General features: G+C 41.2%; 18 protein-coding genes. 5 read left to right on the top strand and 13 right to left on the bottom strand.

Annotation, left to right across the window (positions count from 1 at the left end):
- The first annotated feature begins 66 nt into the window (after positions 1 to 66).
- Complete coding sequence (locus tag F897_RS13515) at positions 67 to 1,095, top strand: IS701 family transposase (RefSeq protein WP_079255106.1); 1,029 nt, start codon at positions 67 to 69, stop codon at positions 1,093 to 1,095.
- A 97-nt stretch (positions 1,096 to 1,192) separates the two neighbouring features.
- On the opposite strand, the gene F897_RS13510 is transcribed toward F897_RS13515, so the two are convergent.
- Complete coding sequence (locus F897_RS13510; RefSeq protein ID WP_005236685.1) at positions 1,193 to 1,987, bottom strand: nitroreductase family protein; 795 nt, start codon at positions 1,985 to 1,987, stop codon at positions 1,193 to 1,195.
- A 73-nt stretch (positions 1,988 to 2,060) separates the two neighbouring features.
- On the bottom strand, positions 2,061 to 2,861 hold the full coding sequence (locus F897_RS13505) for an enoyl-CoA hydratase (protein ID WP_004784573.1): 801 nt from the start codon (positions 2,859 to 2,861) through the stop codon (positions 2,061 to 2,063).
- 101 nt (positions 2,862 to 2,962) lie between these two features.
- Between F897_RS13505 and F897_RS13500 the strand changes: the two genes are divergently transcribed.
- Both F897_RS13500 and F897_RS13495 read left to right on the top strand, forming a co-directional pair.
- The gene (locus tag F897_RS13500) at positions 2,963 to 3,532 is read left to right on the top strand and encodes a nicotinate-nicotinamide nucleotide adenylyltransferase (RefSeq protein WP_004784571.1); all 570 of its coding nucleotides are present in this window, start codon (positions 2,963 to 2,965) and stop codon (positions 3,530 to 3,532) included.
- 47 nt (positions 3,533 to 3,579) lie between these two features.
- The gene (locus F897_RS13495; RefSeq protein ID WP_005236683.1) at positions 3,580 to 4,143 is read left to right on the top strand and encodes a YceI family protein; all 564 of its coding nucleotides are present in this window, start codon (positions 3,580 to 3,582) and stop codon (positions 4,141 to 4,143) included.
- Between the two features lie 46 nt (positions 4,144 to 4,189).
- Here F897_RS13495 and F897_RS13490 read toward each other — a convergent pair whose 3' ends face one another.
- Positions 4,190 to 5,092, bottom strand: a complete 903-nt coding sequence (locus tag F897_RS13490) for a LysR family transcriptional regulator ArgP (protein ID WP_004784566.1) — start codon at positions 5,090 to 5,092, stop codon at positions 4,190 to 4,192.
- 107 nt (positions 5,093 to 5,199) lie between these two features.
- Between F897_RS13490 and F897_RS13485 the strand changes: the two genes are divergently transcribed.
- Positions 5,200 to 5,799, top strand: a complete 600-nt coding sequence (locus F897_RS13485; RefSeq protein ID WP_004784563.1) for a LysE/ArgO family amino acid transporter — start codon at positions 5,200 to 5,202, stop codon at positions 5,797 to 5,799.
- Between the two features lie 74 nt (positions 5,800 to 5,873).
- Here F897_RS13485 and F897_RS13480 read toward each other — a convergent pair whose 3' ends face one another.
- From F897_RS13480 to dapD, 5 genes are all read right to left on the bottom strand, one after another.
- Entirely contained in the window at positions 5,874 to 6,332 is a 459-nt protein-coding gene (locus tag F897_RS13480) for a peroxiredoxin (RefSeq protein ID WP_004784561.1), read from the bottom strand.
- An 80-nt stretch (positions 6,333 to 6,412) separates the two neighbouring features.
- The gene (locus F897_RS13475; protein WP_004784559.1) at positions 6,413 to 6,874 is read right to left on the bottom strand and encodes a hypothetical protein; all 462 of its coding nucleotides are present in this window, start codon (positions 6,872 to 6,874) and stop codon (positions 6,413 to 6,415) included.
- Between the two features lie 27 nt (positions 6,875 to 6,901).
- Positions 6,902 to 7,570 (bottom strand): 7-cyano-7-deazaguanine synthase QueC, encoded by a 669-nt coding sequence (gene queC / locus F897_RS13470; protein ID WP_004784557.1) that lies wholly within the window; start codon positions 7,568 to 7,570, stop codon positions 6,902 to 6,904.
- Between the two features lie 33 nt (positions 7,571 to 7,603).
- Entirely contained in the window at positions 7,604 to 8,314 is a 711-nt protein-coding gene (gene queE / locus F897_RS13465) for a 7-carboxy-7-deazaguanine synthase QueE (RefSeq protein WP_005236680.1), read from the bottom strand.
- A 131-nt stretch (positions 8,315 to 8,445) separates the two neighbouring features.
- Positions 8,446 to 9,267 carry a 2,3,4,5-tetrahydropyridine-2,6-dicarboxylate N-succinyltransferase gene (gene dapD, locus F897_RS13460; protein ID WP_004784553.1) on the bottom strand — a complete coding sequence of 274 codons (822 nt, stop codon included), beginning with the start codon at positions 9,265 to 9,267 and terminating at the stop codon, positions 8,446 to 8,448.
- Between the two features lie 299 nt (positions 9,268 to 9,566).
- Between dapD and carO the strand changes: the two genes are divergently transcribed.
- The gene (gene carO / locus F897_RS13455; protein ID WP_004784551.1) at positions 9,567 to 10,289 is read left to right on the top strand and encodes an ornithine uptake porin CarO; all 723 of its coding nucleotides are present in this window, start codon (positions 9,567 to 9,569) and stop codon (positions 10,287 to 10,289) included.
- 56 nt (positions 10,290 to 10,345) lie between these two features.
- Here the strand turns inward: carO and F897_RS13450 are convergent, their stop codons facing one another.
- The 5 genes from F897_RS13450 to cysT all read right to left on the bottom strand — a co-directional run bounded on the left by F897_RS13450 (position 10,346) and on the right by cysT (position 15,440).
- Entirely contained in the window at positions 10,346 to 11,524 is a 1,179-nt protein-coding gene (locus F897_RS13450; RefSeq protein WP_004784547.1) for an OmpP1/FadL family transporter, read from the bottom strand.
- A gap of 143 nt (positions 11,525 to 11,667) precedes the next feature.
- Positions 11,668 to 12,591 (bottom strand): CysB family HTH-type transcriptional regulator, encoded by a 924-nt coding sequence (locus F897_RS13445; RefSeq protein WP_004784546.1) that lies wholly within the window; start codon positions 12,589 to 12,591, stop codon positions 11,668 to 11,670.
- Between the two features lie 52 nt (positions 12,592 to 12,643).
- Entirely contained in the window at positions 12,644 to 13,705 is a 1,062-nt protein-coding gene (locus F897_RS13440) for a sulfate/molybdate ABC transporter ATP-binding protein (protein ID WP_004784543.1), read from the bottom strand.
- 11 nt (positions 13,706 to 13,716) lie between these two features.
- Positions 13,717 to 14,610 carry a sulfate ABC transporter permease subunit CysW gene (cysW, locus tag F897_RS13435; protein ID WP_004784540.1) on the bottom strand — a complete coding sequence of 298 codons (894 nt, stop codon included), beginning with the start codon at positions 14,608 to 14,610 and terminating at the stop codon, positions 13,717 to 13,719.
- Positions 14,607 to 15,440 carry a sulfate ABC transporter permease subunit CysT gene (gene cysT, locus F897_RS13430; RefSeq protein WP_004784537.1) on the bottom strand — a complete coding sequence of 278 codons (834 nt, stop codon included), beginning with the start codon at positions 15,438 to 15,440 and terminating at the stop codon, positions 14,607 to 14,609. The genes cysW and cysT overlap by 4 nt, the downstream gene beginning before the upstream one ends.
- Position 15,441 lies beyond the last annotated feature (1 nt).

Genomic DNA, 15,441 nt, shown 5'->3' with positions numbered 1-15,441 from the left:
TCTAATATACTAGGACTTACGCATTGACGGATTCAAAAAAGTATTAAAATACTTTATAAAGTATCTGTGATTAGACGAATTAAACATGCTTCTACAGCAACTTGTACATTACCCATTTATATGGGCTTTCTCATGACAGAACCGAACTCTATTAGCTGCACACAACTTGCCGAGACTTATAATATCTCGCATGATAGTGTAAATCGCTTTCTAGAGCGTGAAGACTACACACCTCACGACCTATATCAAGAATCAATTCAACATATTGATAATAATAAACTTATAGTCAGTATTGATGATACTGTTTTAGATAAACCATATAGTCAACATATGGACTTGGTTAGCTATTTTTGGTCAGGCAAACACCACCGATCCGTCAAGGGTATTAATCTCATTACCTTGTATGCGACAGATCAAAATGGTCAAAATATTCCAATTAATTTCCGAATTTATGACAAATCTGAAAGTAAAACCAAGAATGATTACTTTATGGATATGTTAAGTGAAGTACTCAGTTGGGGTGCAAAGATTCAATTTATTACAGGTGATAGTTGGTATTCATCGACTGGAAATCTAAAAACCATAAGAAAATATGGTATTCGATTTATGTTTGGTATCGACTGTAACCGTAAGGTTTCCCCAGAAAAAGGACAATGGTTTCAACTGCGTTTATTGCCAGATTTCCATCAGGGTCAAGTGGTCTGGCTCAAAGATTTTGGCTTTGTACAATTATTTAAGACTCAGTTAAAAGAACAGCAGAGGTTTTATATTGTGCATCAAGATGAAGATGATTTATTGTCCTTTGAGGGTTTTCATGAATTACATTCAAGTCATTGGAAAATAGAGCAATATCACCGGGTGATTAAACAGGTTTGTCATATTGAAAAGTTTCAAGTAAGACGATCTAAACTGATTTTGAATCATATTTTTTCAGCCTTGATGGCCTACGTTGAGATACAAAAGAACCAGTTTGAGCGGATCTTTGAAAATGTATATCGTTGGCAGAAGAAATTATTTAGACCAGTTATCAAAAACTTCATTGATGACTTTATTCTCGATAAAAATCATCTGCTACCACAGAGAATCTATAAATAATAGTGCGTAAGTCCTATATACTTAATTAAGCGACATCCATGTCATCAAATATTAAGTAAATTAATATTCTTAAATCCTTTAAATACTATTTTTAAACTCAAACCTTCTGAATAAACAGCTCTCGATCAAAACGATACTGCGGGAAGAACACACCATCTTTGGCACGTTCACCAGCACCAATCACCATCACAGGATATTGCTGGTCATTTAGGTCTAGAAGTTCACGAACCATCGGTTCATCGAAACCTTCCATCATACAGCTATCAAAACCATAAGCACGTAAAGCCAGTACCAGGTTCTCACAGGCCAATGCTGTGGTTTTACTTGCCCATAGCTTGGCATCGGCAGGACTAAATGCAGAAACAGGCATTTGTTTATCGAGTGTACGAGCTACTTTGAAAGCAACTTTCTTAAAGTTACCAAAGGCATTCAAATAACCGGTCTTGTAGTTATAGGGAATGTACTTATAGTACTTTTTAATGGCTGGTGGAGCCTCAGGAAATGGAAACTCGCTGATATTCAGTTTTGCCATTTCATCTACACGGTCAGTACGTGCCACACAGACAATCAGCTCTGAAGCTGTTTTAGCAGCAAGCTGGCTCATACATGCTTTAACCAGACGTTTTTTCTTGGATGGGTTCTGCACCACATAAAAAGTCCACGGCTGCAGGTTTGAGGAGTTTGGTGCCAGCAAGGCCAGATCCAGACAGGCATCCAGTACTTCAGCAGGAATTGGCTTCTTGGTAAATTTACGCACTGAACGGCGGCTTTCGATGACCTTGCGGAAATTGTCTACATCAATATCCTGAGGAGCAGGTTCGTAGTAACGTTTCTTTTCAGGATTTGAACTATCGGTTGTTTGAGAAGTCGTTTGGGAGTTTTTATTAGTCATAAGCTAGATTCTTTCAAAAAAATAAAAGATTGAGGCAGTCTAAACTGCCTCAATTAAAAGATAAGTTTCAGAATTAGTTGAATTGTGTGAAATCAGGTTTCCGTTTTTGCATAAACGCCTGAACGGCTTCCGTCATTTCAGGTGAACCCACACGTTTCATAAATATCTCAGCTTCATCATCAATACACTCGATAATTTCAGCCAGATTATGCTTCATTAATGCTTTGGTCTGCTTAATGGAAGCAAGTGGTAAAGCAGCCAAAGTTTGTGCCTGTTTTTCAGCAGCAGCATAGACATCTTCCTCAATGCTATTTACCAGACCTGCACCCAATGCTTTTTCACTATTAAATCGTTGTGCAGTAAGCAGTAACTCAGCTGCTTTATGATAGCCAGCTTGTTGTACTAGCAGTTTACTTGAAGCGCCTTCAGGCGACAGGCCAAGGCTAACAAATGGAATTTGGAACAGGGCAGTATTGTCACTATAAACCAGATCAGCATGCAGCAGAATCGTTACCCCGATCCCAATCGCTACACCACGAACGGCAGCAATTAGAGGCTTGGAAAATTTTGCAGCGGACTTCAACAGCACAAAAGGAGGGGTATCGCCAGCCTTACCTTGTAGAGGCGTCTGAATAAACTTCATGAAGTCCTGCATGTCATTGCCGGCACTAAAGTCTGCATCCTGACCACGTAGAATCACGACACGCACACTACTATCCTGATCTGCTTCATCCAGTGCCTGTGCGATCCATAGATATAGTTCGCCGTAAAGCGCATTTTTTGCCTCAGGACGGTGAATGGCTAAGGTCAGTACGCCATTGTCTAAATTCGCATTTAAATGCTGATGCGGTTGTTGAATACAGCTCAGTGTCATCGTACTATCCTTGCTTTATTAATATGAATTTATTGGCGCTTATTATGTCGCAAAAAATTCCCTGTGGCATAACTGATGCGTTCATAAAAGTAAGATGTGCTATGAAATATAAATTTGATTACCTGGTGTTTATTGGTCGTTTTCAACCTTTCCATCTGGCCCATATGCAAACGATTAAAATTGCCTTGCAGCAGAGCCAGCAGGTGATTCTGGCATTAGGCTCAGCACAGCAAGAACGCAATATTAAAAATCCATTTCTAGCCACTGAACGTGAAGAAATGATCCTGTCGAATTTTTCTGAAGCAGATCAGAAGCGCATTAAATTTGTCCATGTCATTGATGTCTATAATGATGAAAAATGGCAAAAACTGGTGAAATCGCTGGTGTCTGAAGTAGTTGAAGCAGAAGCAAAAGTTGGTCTAATTGGACACTTTAAAGATGAATCTTCTTATTATTTAAGTTTGTTCCCAGAGTGGGAAATGGTGGAACTCGATAGCTTGGTGGGTGCAATTTCAGCCACCCCGTTACGTGAAGCGTATTATCGCGGTGAAGTGGTGGAATCAGCTTTTCCTTTAGGCACCAGTGAATTTTTACATAAATTTAAAAATAATGAGATTTATCAACAATTGGTCAACAAGTTTGAACTAAATGATAAAACAAATCTCGGCTGAAACCGTTTTAAGGTAGTGAGTTCATTTGATTGTTAAGGATGAACACAATGAATCTATTCCTGAAACATATAGCTTATGCGGGCGCTCTATCTGCTATGTGTATATCGGCTGCGTATGCTAAAAGCTGGACATTGACGCCTCAAAGTAGTGTCGGCTTTAGCATTAACTCCTTGGGTTTGAATGTGGTAAAGGGAAATTTTCAAGAGTTCAAGGCAACCATGCAGTTTGATCCCGATAAGCCAAAACAATCATCTACTGAGTTCACTATGCAGGTGGATAGCTTGGAGGTTTCCAAACCCAGCCTTAAAAATATGATTATGGGTGAGGACCTGTTTCATGCATCTCGCTATAAAACAGTCAATTTCAAAAGTACGCAGTTTAAGCCAAATGGTACGAATCGTTATCAGGTCATGGGTCAACTTACTCTAAGAGGTGTTACTCGACCAGTGGTATTCGATACCACGCTGACACCGAACAAGGGTAATCCTAATTTACTCGATGTGAAATCCACCACGGTGATTAATCGTTCAGATTTTGGGATGAAGAAAGCCACTGCAGGCGTGGGTGAAAAAGTTAATATTCATTTAATGGGGCAGTGGAAAACCCAATAATGTGATATTCAATTTCTGTGAATTCGACAGGACATCATAGAACTGTTTAATGAACTGGATTATTCATACATTGTTCTGCCTGTTCTAGAATGACTTTGGTTAACTGTTTTAGAGCGGGAGACTGCTGTTTCCAGTGATGCCAATATAAAGGTACATCACAACTGCATTCAGGTAGTATCTCGATCAATGTCCCATTTTGAATCCGGTCCGCAATTTGATAGTCCGGAACCAAACCATATCCTACTCCAGAAAAAATAGCATCCGCAAAGGCGGTCGAGGAGGGGATATAGTGAAAAGGAAAACATTGCTGGTTTAAGCCAAATTGAGCCAACAGTAGATGGCTATGTAAATGATCCTGATCATTATAAATCACAGCGGGTGCCTTACGCAGTGATTCCCGGTGAATGCCTTGTTTAAACCAGGAATGCACAAAGGCAGGTGTTGCGACCATTCTATAATGCATCTGTCCAATAAAATGAGCCTTACAGCCTGGCATGGCTTCACTCTCACTGCTAATACAGGCATTGACTTGACCCTGCTCTAGAAGCTTATGAGTTTCACTTTGAACAGCAACCTGAAGATTCAAAGTAATTTTCTCTGCAAGCAGAGTGGTGTTCAGACAGGGAAATAACCAGGTTGCAAGAGAATCTGCATTTACCGCAATATGAATCGAGCTAAATTCTGCTTTATTTTGACCATTTAATTGCTGGATTAATTGTTGCTGCAACAGACGTTGATGCTGCAAATAATTCAGTAAGGTTTGACCGGCATTGGTCACTTTACAAGGACGCTCACGTAGCACTAGAACTTGCCCCAAATCTCTTTCCAGATTCTGTACTCTTAAAGTGACTGCTGAAGCCGTAATATTTAATACTTTTGCGGCAGCATCAAAACTTTGGGTTTCTGCGACGGCTAAAAAAGCATCACAGTTTTTAGAATTAAGTGGCATAGCTTACCTAAATAAAATTTAGTCTGAATGATATTTTCTTAATTATATTTAATTGAAAAGAATAACATAGATAATGATCTCCATCTTTATAATTCCATGATATTCCAATGTTAAATGCATATATACAAGGTCTGGCGGTAGGCTTTAGCCTGATTATTGCCATTGGTGCACAAAATGCTTTTGTATTGAAACAGGGTTTGAAACAGCAGTATGTCTTTGCGATCTGTATGTGTTGTGCCTTATCTGATGCGATATTGATTTTTGCCGGTGTTCTGGGATTTTCACAATTGATGCTGGTCAATCCGCACTGGATCAATATGGCGAAATATCTGGGCGCGACTTTTCTGGCGATCTATGGCGCTCAGCATTTTTATCAGGCCTGGAAGAATGAGCAGCGTCTGGACACAGATCAAAAAGATGTGCCTTCTTTATATAAAGTTTTGCTGATCTGTTTAATGCTGACCTGGCTCAATCCGCATGTCTATCTGGATGCTTTGGTCTTGATTGGTTCCATCTCCACCCAATATTCCAATGCACAGATACAATTTGCTTTAGGAGCGATTAGTGCGTCCTTTGTATTCTTTTTTGGACTGGGCTATGCAGCACGTTATTTGCAACCTATTTTTCAGCGACCACAAGCCTGGAAAATATTGGATATACTTATTGGCTGTGTAATGTGGTCGATTGCGGTTTCTTTAGTGAATTGAATTATTCTTTGCAGCAACTCTAAAGAAGAAGGCATGATATTTCTATGCATGCCTTTTTGATTTTATGAAACACCTTAAGCAGCCTGTAAAGCTTTCAAATCTTCTAAAACCTGTTCAGCATGGCCAGCAGCTTTTACCTTGCGGTATTCTTTGACCAGTTTTCCATTATGGAAAATGAAGGTAGAGCGTTCAATGCCCATGACTTTCTTGCCATACATATTCTTTTCTTTAATGACATCAAAGTGTTTGCATAACACTTCTTCTTTATCACTGATCAGATTAATGGTCAGATTCTGTTTTTCAGTAAAGTTCTGATGCGCTTTAACTGAGTCACGTGATACGCCCAAAATAGTCGTATTCAGTGCATCAAACTGATCTTTTAAACAAGAGAAGCCGACTGCCTGAGTAGTACAGCCAGGTGTCGAATCTTTAGGATAAAAATAGATCACCAGCCATTCTGCATTTAATTGGGCCAGATTAATTTCACCTGTAGTGGTCGGAAAAGTGTGCTCAAGTAAGCTGATCTCAGACATGATCTCTCCAATTTTTCTAAATTTTTTCAAAAAAATAAGCCACATTATAGTGGCTTATCCTAGAAAAACATCCGTCAGGATTATTTCTTTTGAGCGGCTTTATTGGCTTCTGCAGCAAGTGAATTTAATTTACCTGCGAGCTGTGGGCCTACACAAGACTGCACGTTCTGGCTTTGTTTTTTAACAAAGTCTAAAGTAGCAGGGTTTTTCTTCTGGTTGATAGTGCTTTGAATCTGCCATTTCTGAGCTTGAGTTAATTTACCTTCTGCATCCACTTCACATGTACAAAGCTTATTCACATCAGACTGAGTCAGTTTTTTGTACTTCACTGCCTGTTTGTAGGGAATAGCGCAGGCTTTAATTAAACCGTCACGCACATTTGAACTGCTTCCAGCATTTTTCATGGCAGTTGTATATTCTTTTTTCATCGCCTCAAATTCTGCTTTTGCCTTAGCTTGATCATTATTTGCAAAAGATGCAGTTGAAAATAGGGCAGACAAAGAGAGTAGGGTAGTCGCAAGTAATTTGGCTTTAATATTCATAATATGGATTTATAACCTTGATCGATTTTAAAGGTAATAACGTGTCGGGTCTTCAACACCTGCATCAGCAAAACCTTGCTTGCGTAAACGACAACTGTCACATGTTCCACACGCACGTCCTTGGTCATCTGCTTGGTAGCAAGATACCGTTTGACTGTAGTCTACGCCATGTTCTAGGCCTAAGCGAATGATATTTGCTTTGGATAAATGTAACAAAGGTGTTTCAAATTTCAGGGCTTGACCTTCAACACCGACCTTGGTTGCAAGGCGTGCCATATTGGCAAAAGCTTCAATAAATTCCGGGCGGCAGTCTGGATAACCTGAATAATCCACCGCATTAATCCCGATCACAATTGCCTCTGCACTGAACACTTCTGCAGCGGCCAAAGCATAAGATAAGAAGATGGTATTTCGTGCAGGCACATAGGTTACCGGAATACCTTCCTGCAATTGGTCTGGTACCTCAATGCTATGATCAGTAAGGGCTGAGCCGCCCAAGTTACCTAAATCAATATTGATGACACGATGTTCTACACCCGAGCGTTGAGCCAGCGCGCGAGCTGCATCAAGTTCTGTAGTAGAGCGTTGGCCATACATAAAACTCAGTGCGATACATTCATAGCGTGCCTGCGCCCAAGCCAGACAGGTTGTTGAATCTAATCCGCCAGATAACAATACAATGGCACGAGGGCGCATAACAAATACTCCAATATAGTAAATTTACAAAAATTAACGACCAGTTTCATCATTCCATAACAACTTGTGCAGCTGCAGCTGGAAACGAACAGGGAGATGGTCTTCTAAAATCCATTGAGCCAGATCACGTGCCAATTGTGGCAAGCGCGCAGCTCCTTTTTCAACTGCAAAGGCAGGGGAGAACCAGACCGTACTGACTTTTTCATTCAACTGGTACTGTTCTACCTGCTGTTTTGACCATTCATAATCTTCACGATTACAGATCACAAACTTAATCTGGTCATGCTGAGTTAAATGGTCCAGATTTGTAAGCAAATTTCGTGCAACTTCACCTGAAGTTGGTGTTTTTAAATCCAGAACTTTGGATACCCGTGCATCCACTTTAGAAACATCTAACGCACCGCTGGTTTCTAAAGAGACTTCACAGCCTAAATCTGCAAGTCGTTGCATCAGAGGCAGGGCGTTCGGTTGAGCCAATGGTTCACCACCGGTCACACAGACATAAGGCGTTTTAAAATCAAGCGTGGTCTGGATGATGTCATCTAAAGATTTGCGCTCACCACCTTCAAAAGAATACGTAGTATCACAATAGGTACAGCGCAGTGGACATCCGGTTAAGCGGATAAATACGGTTGGTAAACCTGCAGTATTGGCTTCACCTTGTAATGAATAGAAGATCTCCGTAATGCGTAAGCCCGCAGACGGATCAGAAACTGGAATTGCGGAAGATCGAAGCGTATTCATAACAACATTAACCACTGAAAAATAAATAACAATGTATAAAAATAAAAATCCCTACGATCATTGCTGACCGTAGAGACGAGGAGCGGTTGAAGCTCCGAGGAACACAAATGTTTCCTCTAAGTTAAGACATCTTAGTCTTCGCGTAGCAGATCGTTCAGGCTAGTTTTAGCACGAGTTTTCGCATCTACTTTTTTCACGATTACAGCTGCATATAAGCTGTATTTACCGCATTTAGATGGCAGGCTGCCTGATACTACAACAGAACCAGCAGGTACACGGCCATAATGGATTTCGCCAGTTTCACGGTCATAAATCTTGGTAGATTGACCAATGAATACGCCCATTGAAATTACAGAACCTTCTTCAACGATTACGCCTTCAACGATTTCAGAACGTGCACCAATGAAACAGTTGTCTTCAATAATTGTTGGGTTAGCTTGAAGCGGTTCAAGAACACCACCGATCCCTACACCACCAGACAAGTGAACATTTTTACCGATTTGAGCACATGAACCTACAGTTGCCCAAGTATCGACCATTGTACCTTCATCTACATAAGCACCGATGTTCACATAAGAAGGCATCAGTACCACGTTTTTCGCTTGGAAAGAACCTTTACGCGCTACCGCCGGAGGAACAACACGTACGCCAGCAGCTTTAAATTGCTCGTCAGTCCAGTCAGAGAATTTAGTATCTACTTTGTCGTAGAAGCGAAGATCACAAGCTTCCATTGGTTTGTTATCGTTTAATTTAAATGATAACAATACCGCTTTCTTAATCCATTGATGAACAACCCATTCACCTTCGATTTTTTCAGCAACACGTAAAGTACCATTGTCCAGGCCAGCAATTACTTCCTCAACTGCTTGACGGATTTCAGCAGGACAGTCTGCTGCTGTGAAATTCGCACGGTCTTCAAACGCTTGTTCAATGATTGTTGAAAGCTGAGACATGATCTTCCTTCCAGAAAAAAATTTCCGATATTTTACACTATATTGCTCTAAAAAGATGGAAAACTAGGAGGGGTGCTGAATTAAATTCGCAAGTAAAGTGATTAGTATCCTTTTCGTATTTTAGATATGTACAAACATTGTTTAAAAAAGGCTTATCATTCAACAAGAAAAATTAATATGTATCAAAAAATAACAAAAGCCTAGCAAAACACAAATAAAAAATATTCATTGGCTCCTTTATATTGAGCTCATCACGAATAACTAATGATGAAAAAAAAGTTCTTTTGAGGAGAGAAATAATGAAAGCTTTATATCAACTTTTAGCAGTATCCGTTCTAGCTGCCACAGCTGGATCTGTTATGGCTGCTGATGAAACAATTGTAACAGATGAAGGCGTAGCTGAATTCTCTTTCTTTAAACCTGCAGCTGTTCGTGCTGAAGTCGGTACTACCGGTTACGGTGGCGCGATCTCTTGGAATGCTAACCCTTATGTAGGTGTTACTCTAGGTTATAACGGTGGTGATATTTCATGGTCAGATGATTTATCAATCAACGGTTCTAAATATGACTTAGATATGGACAATAACCTGACTTATTTAAATGCTGAGATTCGTCCTTGGGCGAACTGGTTCTATATGGCAGCCGGTGTAGCATATATCGATAATGATTATGATATCGATCGTCGAGTAGATCCAGAGCGTGGTTTTACAGTAAATGGCAAAGATTTTACAGCTGGTGCAGATGGGGTACGACTTAATGGTCAATTATCCTACAAAAATAATATTGCTCCGTATGTAGGTATTGGTTTCTCTCCAGCAATTACTAACCGTTGGGGTGTATTTGGCGAGTTGGGTGCATACTATAATGGTAACCCACGCGTTAATTTAGTAAGTGAAGGAACTGTAGAAGCGCGTCAAGGTGAATTTGAACAAGCTGTAAGAGATGAAGAGCGTGAAATTCGTGAAGATAATAAATACGAATGGCTTCCAGTCGCAAAACTGGGTGTAAGCTTCCGCTTCTAATATTTTACTTAATACAAAAAACGGGCTTCGGCCCGTTTTTTGTTGTTAGAACAATTTTAAAAGTGATAACCCAGTTTCAAACCTAGGATCCAAGCACTGTTATCAGAAACTGCGGATAAACCTGCGATCTGCGGCGTAATAGGTTCGGATAAGGAAATTTCAGGTTTTTGAAACTTTAAATAATATAGTCCTGTAGCAATATCCCAGGTTTCTTGAATCTTATAAAGATGACCTAGTCCGATACCCCAATAACCATCACTCGGATTCAGGGTTGAAGCCGGATTTCCTGTACCAGAATCCCATAAGAGTTCGATAGAATTTATGCCAAAAGATGGCCATTGATAAGCAAGTCCGATTTTTCCAGACCATTGATCCTCACGATAATCAATCATCCTGAATGGTTTTACTTCCGGAAACTGTAAGGCCGCATAGTCAATTACAGCGCCAAATTTAGGCGGCTGGATCACGAAATTTTGCCAGTTTGACCAACGCAGCGTGCCATAGAGCGCATTTCGATCAGTTAAAGCTGTCTGAAAATCCAAGTTCACAGACTGTGGAGTTTGAATTTCTGTATAAGGTGCTGGATTCGTACCTACAATAATCGACTCAGTGGTTTTATTGTGATGAGTAATTGCAGAGCGATAGGTCAGTGCGGTTCTAAAAAAATATTCTTGAATCTGATAACTGATTCCAGCAAGCCAGCCCCGAGCGGCATCTCGTTCAAATGTGGCCCGATAACCATTGAATATATAAAATGTCTGTCCGGATAAATATAAATTTCCTTCTAAGCTTTGATAACTTAGCCCTGTATAAAAATTCCAGTTATCGTTTGGTTGAAAGCCAATTAATGAGGTCAAATTATGGCTCTCAAACTGAATGGTAGCAGCCTCAATTGGAAGTGTTGCACCTGCAAAAGCAGGATCATAATGATAAGCGATATCTATAGAATAAGGCTGATCGTAAATCAGTTCCCACGACACTTGAGGATTCAACTGGAATTTTAATGCGACATTAGAGATCAATTGGTTATGGACAAGATTTCCTGTTGAAAAATCCGTGATGCCTAATTGTTGCAGCTCTTCGGTATGTTGTACCTGACCGCTGATATCAGGGCGAACCCAAGCCAGTGAAACTTCAGCATAATTATTTTTTTCAAAAAACGATTGGATGCTTTGGTTAGATTGCTCAAAAGCGGCAGCAAAACTTGTCCCGGAAAAAATCAGTCCACATCCCAAGAGGGAAAATTTTTAGCTCATCATTAATATAATTTATTTATTGAATTATACTGTGATTATGCTTGATTTTTAATGAAATAATCTACTGGTAAAATTGAAAAAAGAGGCGATAGGCCTCTTCAATTTAGATAGTACAATCCATATTATTCATCTGGATAAGCGACTTTTTTCAGTGCCTTGATATCTGCATCTGGTGAGCATAAAGAAATAAACTCATAACCATAACCACGTAATAAGTGGCCTTTACGTACTGCAATCCAGGTAGTATTTACCCCAAAAATATCGGTTTTAATCTGTTTCAGACGATAGTCACGTTCTGGATCATAAGCCAGATCATTGACAATACCGACACCCATGTTGAGCTCGACATAAGTTTTAATAACATCGGCGTCCAGAGCTGACATTACAATATCCACATCCACACCGGCTTCTTCAAAGGCTGAGTCGATTTTAGAACGGCCTGTAAAACCACCGTGATAAGTAATAATCGGATAGCCAGCGAGGTCTTCAATACGAACCTGTTCTTTGCTATTCAGCGGGTGATTTTGCGGCGTAATAATACTGTGCTGCCAGTTATAATAAGGCACACTCGCCAGATTTTCTTCAGTCGTTAAGGCTTCAGTCGCAATCCCGATATCTGCTTCACCCTGAAGAAGCATTTCAGTGATTTCCATTGGACTGGCTTGTTGCAAAATTAGATGAACTTTCGGAAATTCTTTTTTAAATTGGTTCACGATTGGCGGTAATACATAACGTGCCTGGGTATGTGTTGTTGCAATCGTTAATGTACCTTCATCGACCTTGTTAAAATCATCTGCAAGACGTTTGATATTGTCTGCATCAACCAGCATACGCTCTACAATGCCAAGAAGTGCCTGACCTGGTTCAGTCAGTCCTAAAAGGCGTTTACCTTTACGGATAAATAGCTGTACACCAAGCTCATCTTCTAAATCTTTAATATGCTTACTGACCCCTGACTGCGAAGTATAAAGCGCGGCTGAAGCTTCAGTTAAGTTAAAATTCTGTCTAACAGTTTCTCGAATAATTCTTAATTGTTGGAAATTCATAATTCTTTACCCTATAAGAGGATGGGGCATTTAAAAGCCCCATCTTGCAGTCTTACGCGACCTGGTTTTCAAATAAATGCAGATTTAATGCACTCAACCAAACAGTTTGATCCGGACGGAATTGATGAGCGCGGGCTTCTTCTGGTGTAAGTGAAATTTCAATCAGATTACCTTGGCGGTCATTCAGTTCCGCAACGACTTTTCCTGCAATCCAGAGTTCACGAATAAACGTGGCCTGAATCGCATTCTCTTGTGGTTGTGCATGAATACGCAGTTCATCCGGGCGAGCGAATACAATGACATTACCCTGAGCTGCCTGTTTGGCGGCATCGAACTGGATACGATCTTCACCTAGCTGAAGTATGCCGCCATTATTCTGGCCTTCGAAACGGTTAGCTTGTCCCAGGAAGTCAAACACGAATGGTGTTTTCGGTGTTTCATACACTTCACGTGGTGAACCGATCTGTTCTACATTGCCTTTGTTCATCACCACGATCTGATCTGCAACTTCTAAGGCTTCTTCCTGGTCGTGAGTGACAAAAATTGAAGTAATGTGCAGTTCATCATGCAGGGTACGTAACCAGCGGCGCAGTTCTTTACGGACTTTGGCATCTAGTGCGCCGAATGGTTCATCCAGTAATAGTACACGTGGCTCAACGGCTAGTGCACGCGCAAGTGCAATACGTTGACGCTGACCACCAGAAAGCTGAGCCGGATAACGGTCTGCCAGGAAGCCAAGTTGTACTAGATCAAGCAAACGGGTCACACGTTTTTTAATTTCTGCTTCTGATGGACGGGTTGAACGTGGGCGTACACGTAGACCAAAAGCCACGTTATCGAATACGGTCATATGACGGAACAGGGCATAGTGCTGGAATACAAAACCCACTTCACGTTCACGGACATGAACATTGGTTGCATCCTGTCCTTCCAGAATCACCTGACCACCGTCAGCAGATTCCAGACCAGCAATGATACGCAGTAGAGTCGTTTTACCACAGCCTGAAGGACCGAGAAGGGCAACCAACTGACCATCCGGGAAATCTAGGGAAATGTTTTTCAGTGCATGGAATGCACCAAAGTGTTTTTCAATATTTTTAACTTGAATACTCATGTGGGCATTCCTTAAGAAACTGTTGAATCGTCATTACGTTTGTCTTGTTTTTCCTGGCGCAGTTCGACCCAGGTTTTCAGAACCAGAGTCACAATTGCGAGGAGAGCCAGGAGCGATGACACGGCAAACGCAGCACTAAAGGTATATTCGTTATATAGAATTTCGACGTGTAGCGGCAAAGTATTGGTTTCACCACGAATATGGCCAGAAACCACTGATACTGCACCGAACTCACCCATGGCGCGGGCATTACACAGAATTACGCCGTAAATCAGACCCCATTTGATATTTGGCAGGGTCACTTTCCAGAAGGTTTGCCAGCCAGATGCACCGAGTACAATAGCAGCTTCTTCTTCTTCAGTACCTTGCGCTTCCATTAAAGGGATCAGCTCACGTGCTACAAAAGGTACAGTAATAAAGATCGTTGCTAGAACAATCGCAGGAACGGCGTAAAGGATCTTAATGTCATTATCCATCAACCAGCCACCCATCCAGCCTTGAGTACCGAAAATCAGTACGAGCATCAAACCTGCAATAACAGGTGATACCGAGAAAGGCATATCGATAATGGTGGTCAAAATTGATTTACCCGGGAAGTTAAACTTCGCTACTGACCAGGCTGCAGCTACGCCGAATATTACATTCATTGGTACCGCGATCACAGCCGTTAGTAAAGTCAGTTTCACCGCAGATAAAGTATCTGGATGAACAAGGGCTTGCGTATATACGCCCACCCCTTGTTTAAATGCTTCAACAAAGACCAGAACCAAAGGCAGAATCAGGCAGCTTAAAAAGAAGATCAGTGCAATCGCAATCAGGGTATAACGTACCCAGGTCGGCTCACGAGTCGCATCGCGGGATTGCAATTTTTCAGCCAGCGCATTACTGTTGGTATTTAAACTCATCGTGCAGTTCTCCCGGTACGGCGGCTTGCCCAAGCTTGCAATAAGTTAATCAGGAAGAGCATCACAAAGGAAATGAGCAGCATCACTACAGCAATTGTGGTCGCACCTGCATAGTCATATTCTTCCAGACGGGAAATAATCATTAATGGCGCAATTTCAGTTTCAAAGGGCTGGTTACCGGCAATGAAAATGACCGAGCCATATTCACCGACACCACGTGCAAAGGCCAAAGCAAAACCTGTGATCAGTGCTGGCAGCAGAATCGGGAAAATGACTTTGGTGACAATCTGAAAACGGTTTGCACCGAGTGCAGAAGCCGCTTCTTCCAGTTCAGTTTCTAAATCAGAAAGAACTGGCTGTACCGTACGGACCACAAAAGGAATACCGATAAAGATCAAAGCCAGGGTAATACCGATCGGGGTATAAGCCACCTTGATGCCAATTGGATCTAAATACTGACCAATCCAACCAGTCGGTGCATATAAAGAAGTCAGAGCAATACCGGCAACTGCAGTTGGTAGGGCAAAAGGCAGATCGACCAGTGCATCGACAATGCGTTTACCCGGAAAGCTATAACGCACCAGACACCATGCCAGTAACAGGCCAAAAACTACATTAATCAAAGCAGCGATAATGGCTGAACTAAAGCTTAACTGTAATGATTTCAAGATACGTTCAGAGCTCAGGATTTCCCATAAGCCTTCCCAGCCAATGCCGAGTGATTTAATAAAAACGGCAGATAACGGGATCAGAACGATTAATGACAAATACGCTAGGGTAAAGCCTAGAGAAAGACCAAATCCTGGCAGCACTCGGGATCGCTGCGACATG

Origin of the sequence: Acinetobacter variabilis (assembly GCF_000369625.1) — a bacterium.
Lineage (GTDB): Bacteria > Pseudomonadota > Gammaproteobacteria > Pseudomonadales > Moraxellaceae > Acinetobacter > Acinetobacter variabilis.
Note: the sequence above shows the minus strand (reverse complement) of the source record. Positions and strands in the feature narration are given on the sequence as shown.

Excerpts from the sequence above, each read along its gene's own strand:
- cysW (WP_004784540.1), bottom strand. The coding sequence starts at position 14,610 with ATGAGTTTAAATACCAACAGTAATGCGCTGGCTGAAAAATTGCAATCC.
- cysT (WP_004784537.1), bottom strand. The coding sequence starts at position 15,440 with ATGTCGCAGCGATCCCGAGTGCTGCCAGGATTTGGTCTTTCTCTAGGC.
- carO (WP_004784551.1), top strand. The coding sequence starts at position 9,567 with ATGAAAGCTTTATATCAACTTTTAGCAGTATCCGTTCTAGCTGCCACA.
- F897_RS13445 (WP_004784546.1), bottom strand. The coding sequence starts at position 12,591 with ATGAATTTCCAACAATTAAGAATTATTCGAGAAACTGTTAGACAGAAT.
- F897_RS13480 (WP_004784561.1), bottom strand. The coding sequence starts at position 6,332 with ATGTCTGAGATCAGCTTACTTGAGCACACTTTTCCGACCACTACAGGT.
- F897_RS13490 (WP_004784566.1), bottom strand. The coding sequence starts at position 5,092 with ATGCCACTTAATTCTAAAAACTGTGATGCTTTTTTAGCCGTCGCAGAA.
- F897_RS13500 (WP_004784571.1), top strand. The coding sequence starts at position 2,963 with ATGAAATATAAATTTGATTACCTGGTGTTTATTGGTCGTTTTCAACCT.
- F897_RS13440 (WP_004784543.1), bottom strand. The coding sequence starts at position 13,705 with ATGAGTATTCAAGTTAAAAATATTGAAAAACACTTTGGTGCATTCCAT.
- F897_RS13475 (WP_004784559.1), bottom strand. The coding sequence starts at position 6,874 with ATGAATATTAAAGCCAAATTACTTGCGACTACCCTACTCTCTTTGTCT.
- queE (WP_005236680.1), bottom strand. The coding sequence starts at position 8,314 with ATGAATACGCTTCGATCTTCCGCAATTCCAGTTTCTGATCCGTCTGCG.
- F897_RS13485 (WP_004784563.1), top strand. The coding sequence starts at position 5,200 with ATGTTAAATGCATATATACAAGGTCTGGCGGTAGGCTTTAGCCTGATT.
- queC (WP_004784557.1), bottom strand. The coding sequence starts at position 7,570 with ATGCGCCCTCGTGCCATTGTATTGTTATCTGGCGGATTAGATTCAACA.
- F897_RS13505 (WP_004784573.1), bottom strand. The coding sequence starts at position 2,861 with ATGACACTGAGCTGTATTCAACAACCGCATCAGCATTTAAATGCGAAT.
- F897_RS13495 (WP_005236683.1), top strand. The coding sequence starts at position 3,580 with ATGAATCTATTCCTGAAACATATAGCTTATGCGGGCGCTCTATCTGCT.
- F897_RS13510 (WP_005236685.1), bottom strand. The coding sequence starts at position 1,987 with ATGACTAATAAAAACTCCCAAACGACTTCTCAAACAACCGATAGTTCA.
- dapD (WP_004784553.1), bottom strand. The coding sequence starts at position 9,267 with ATGTCTCAGCTTTCAACAATCATTGAACAAGCGTTTGAAGACCGTGCG.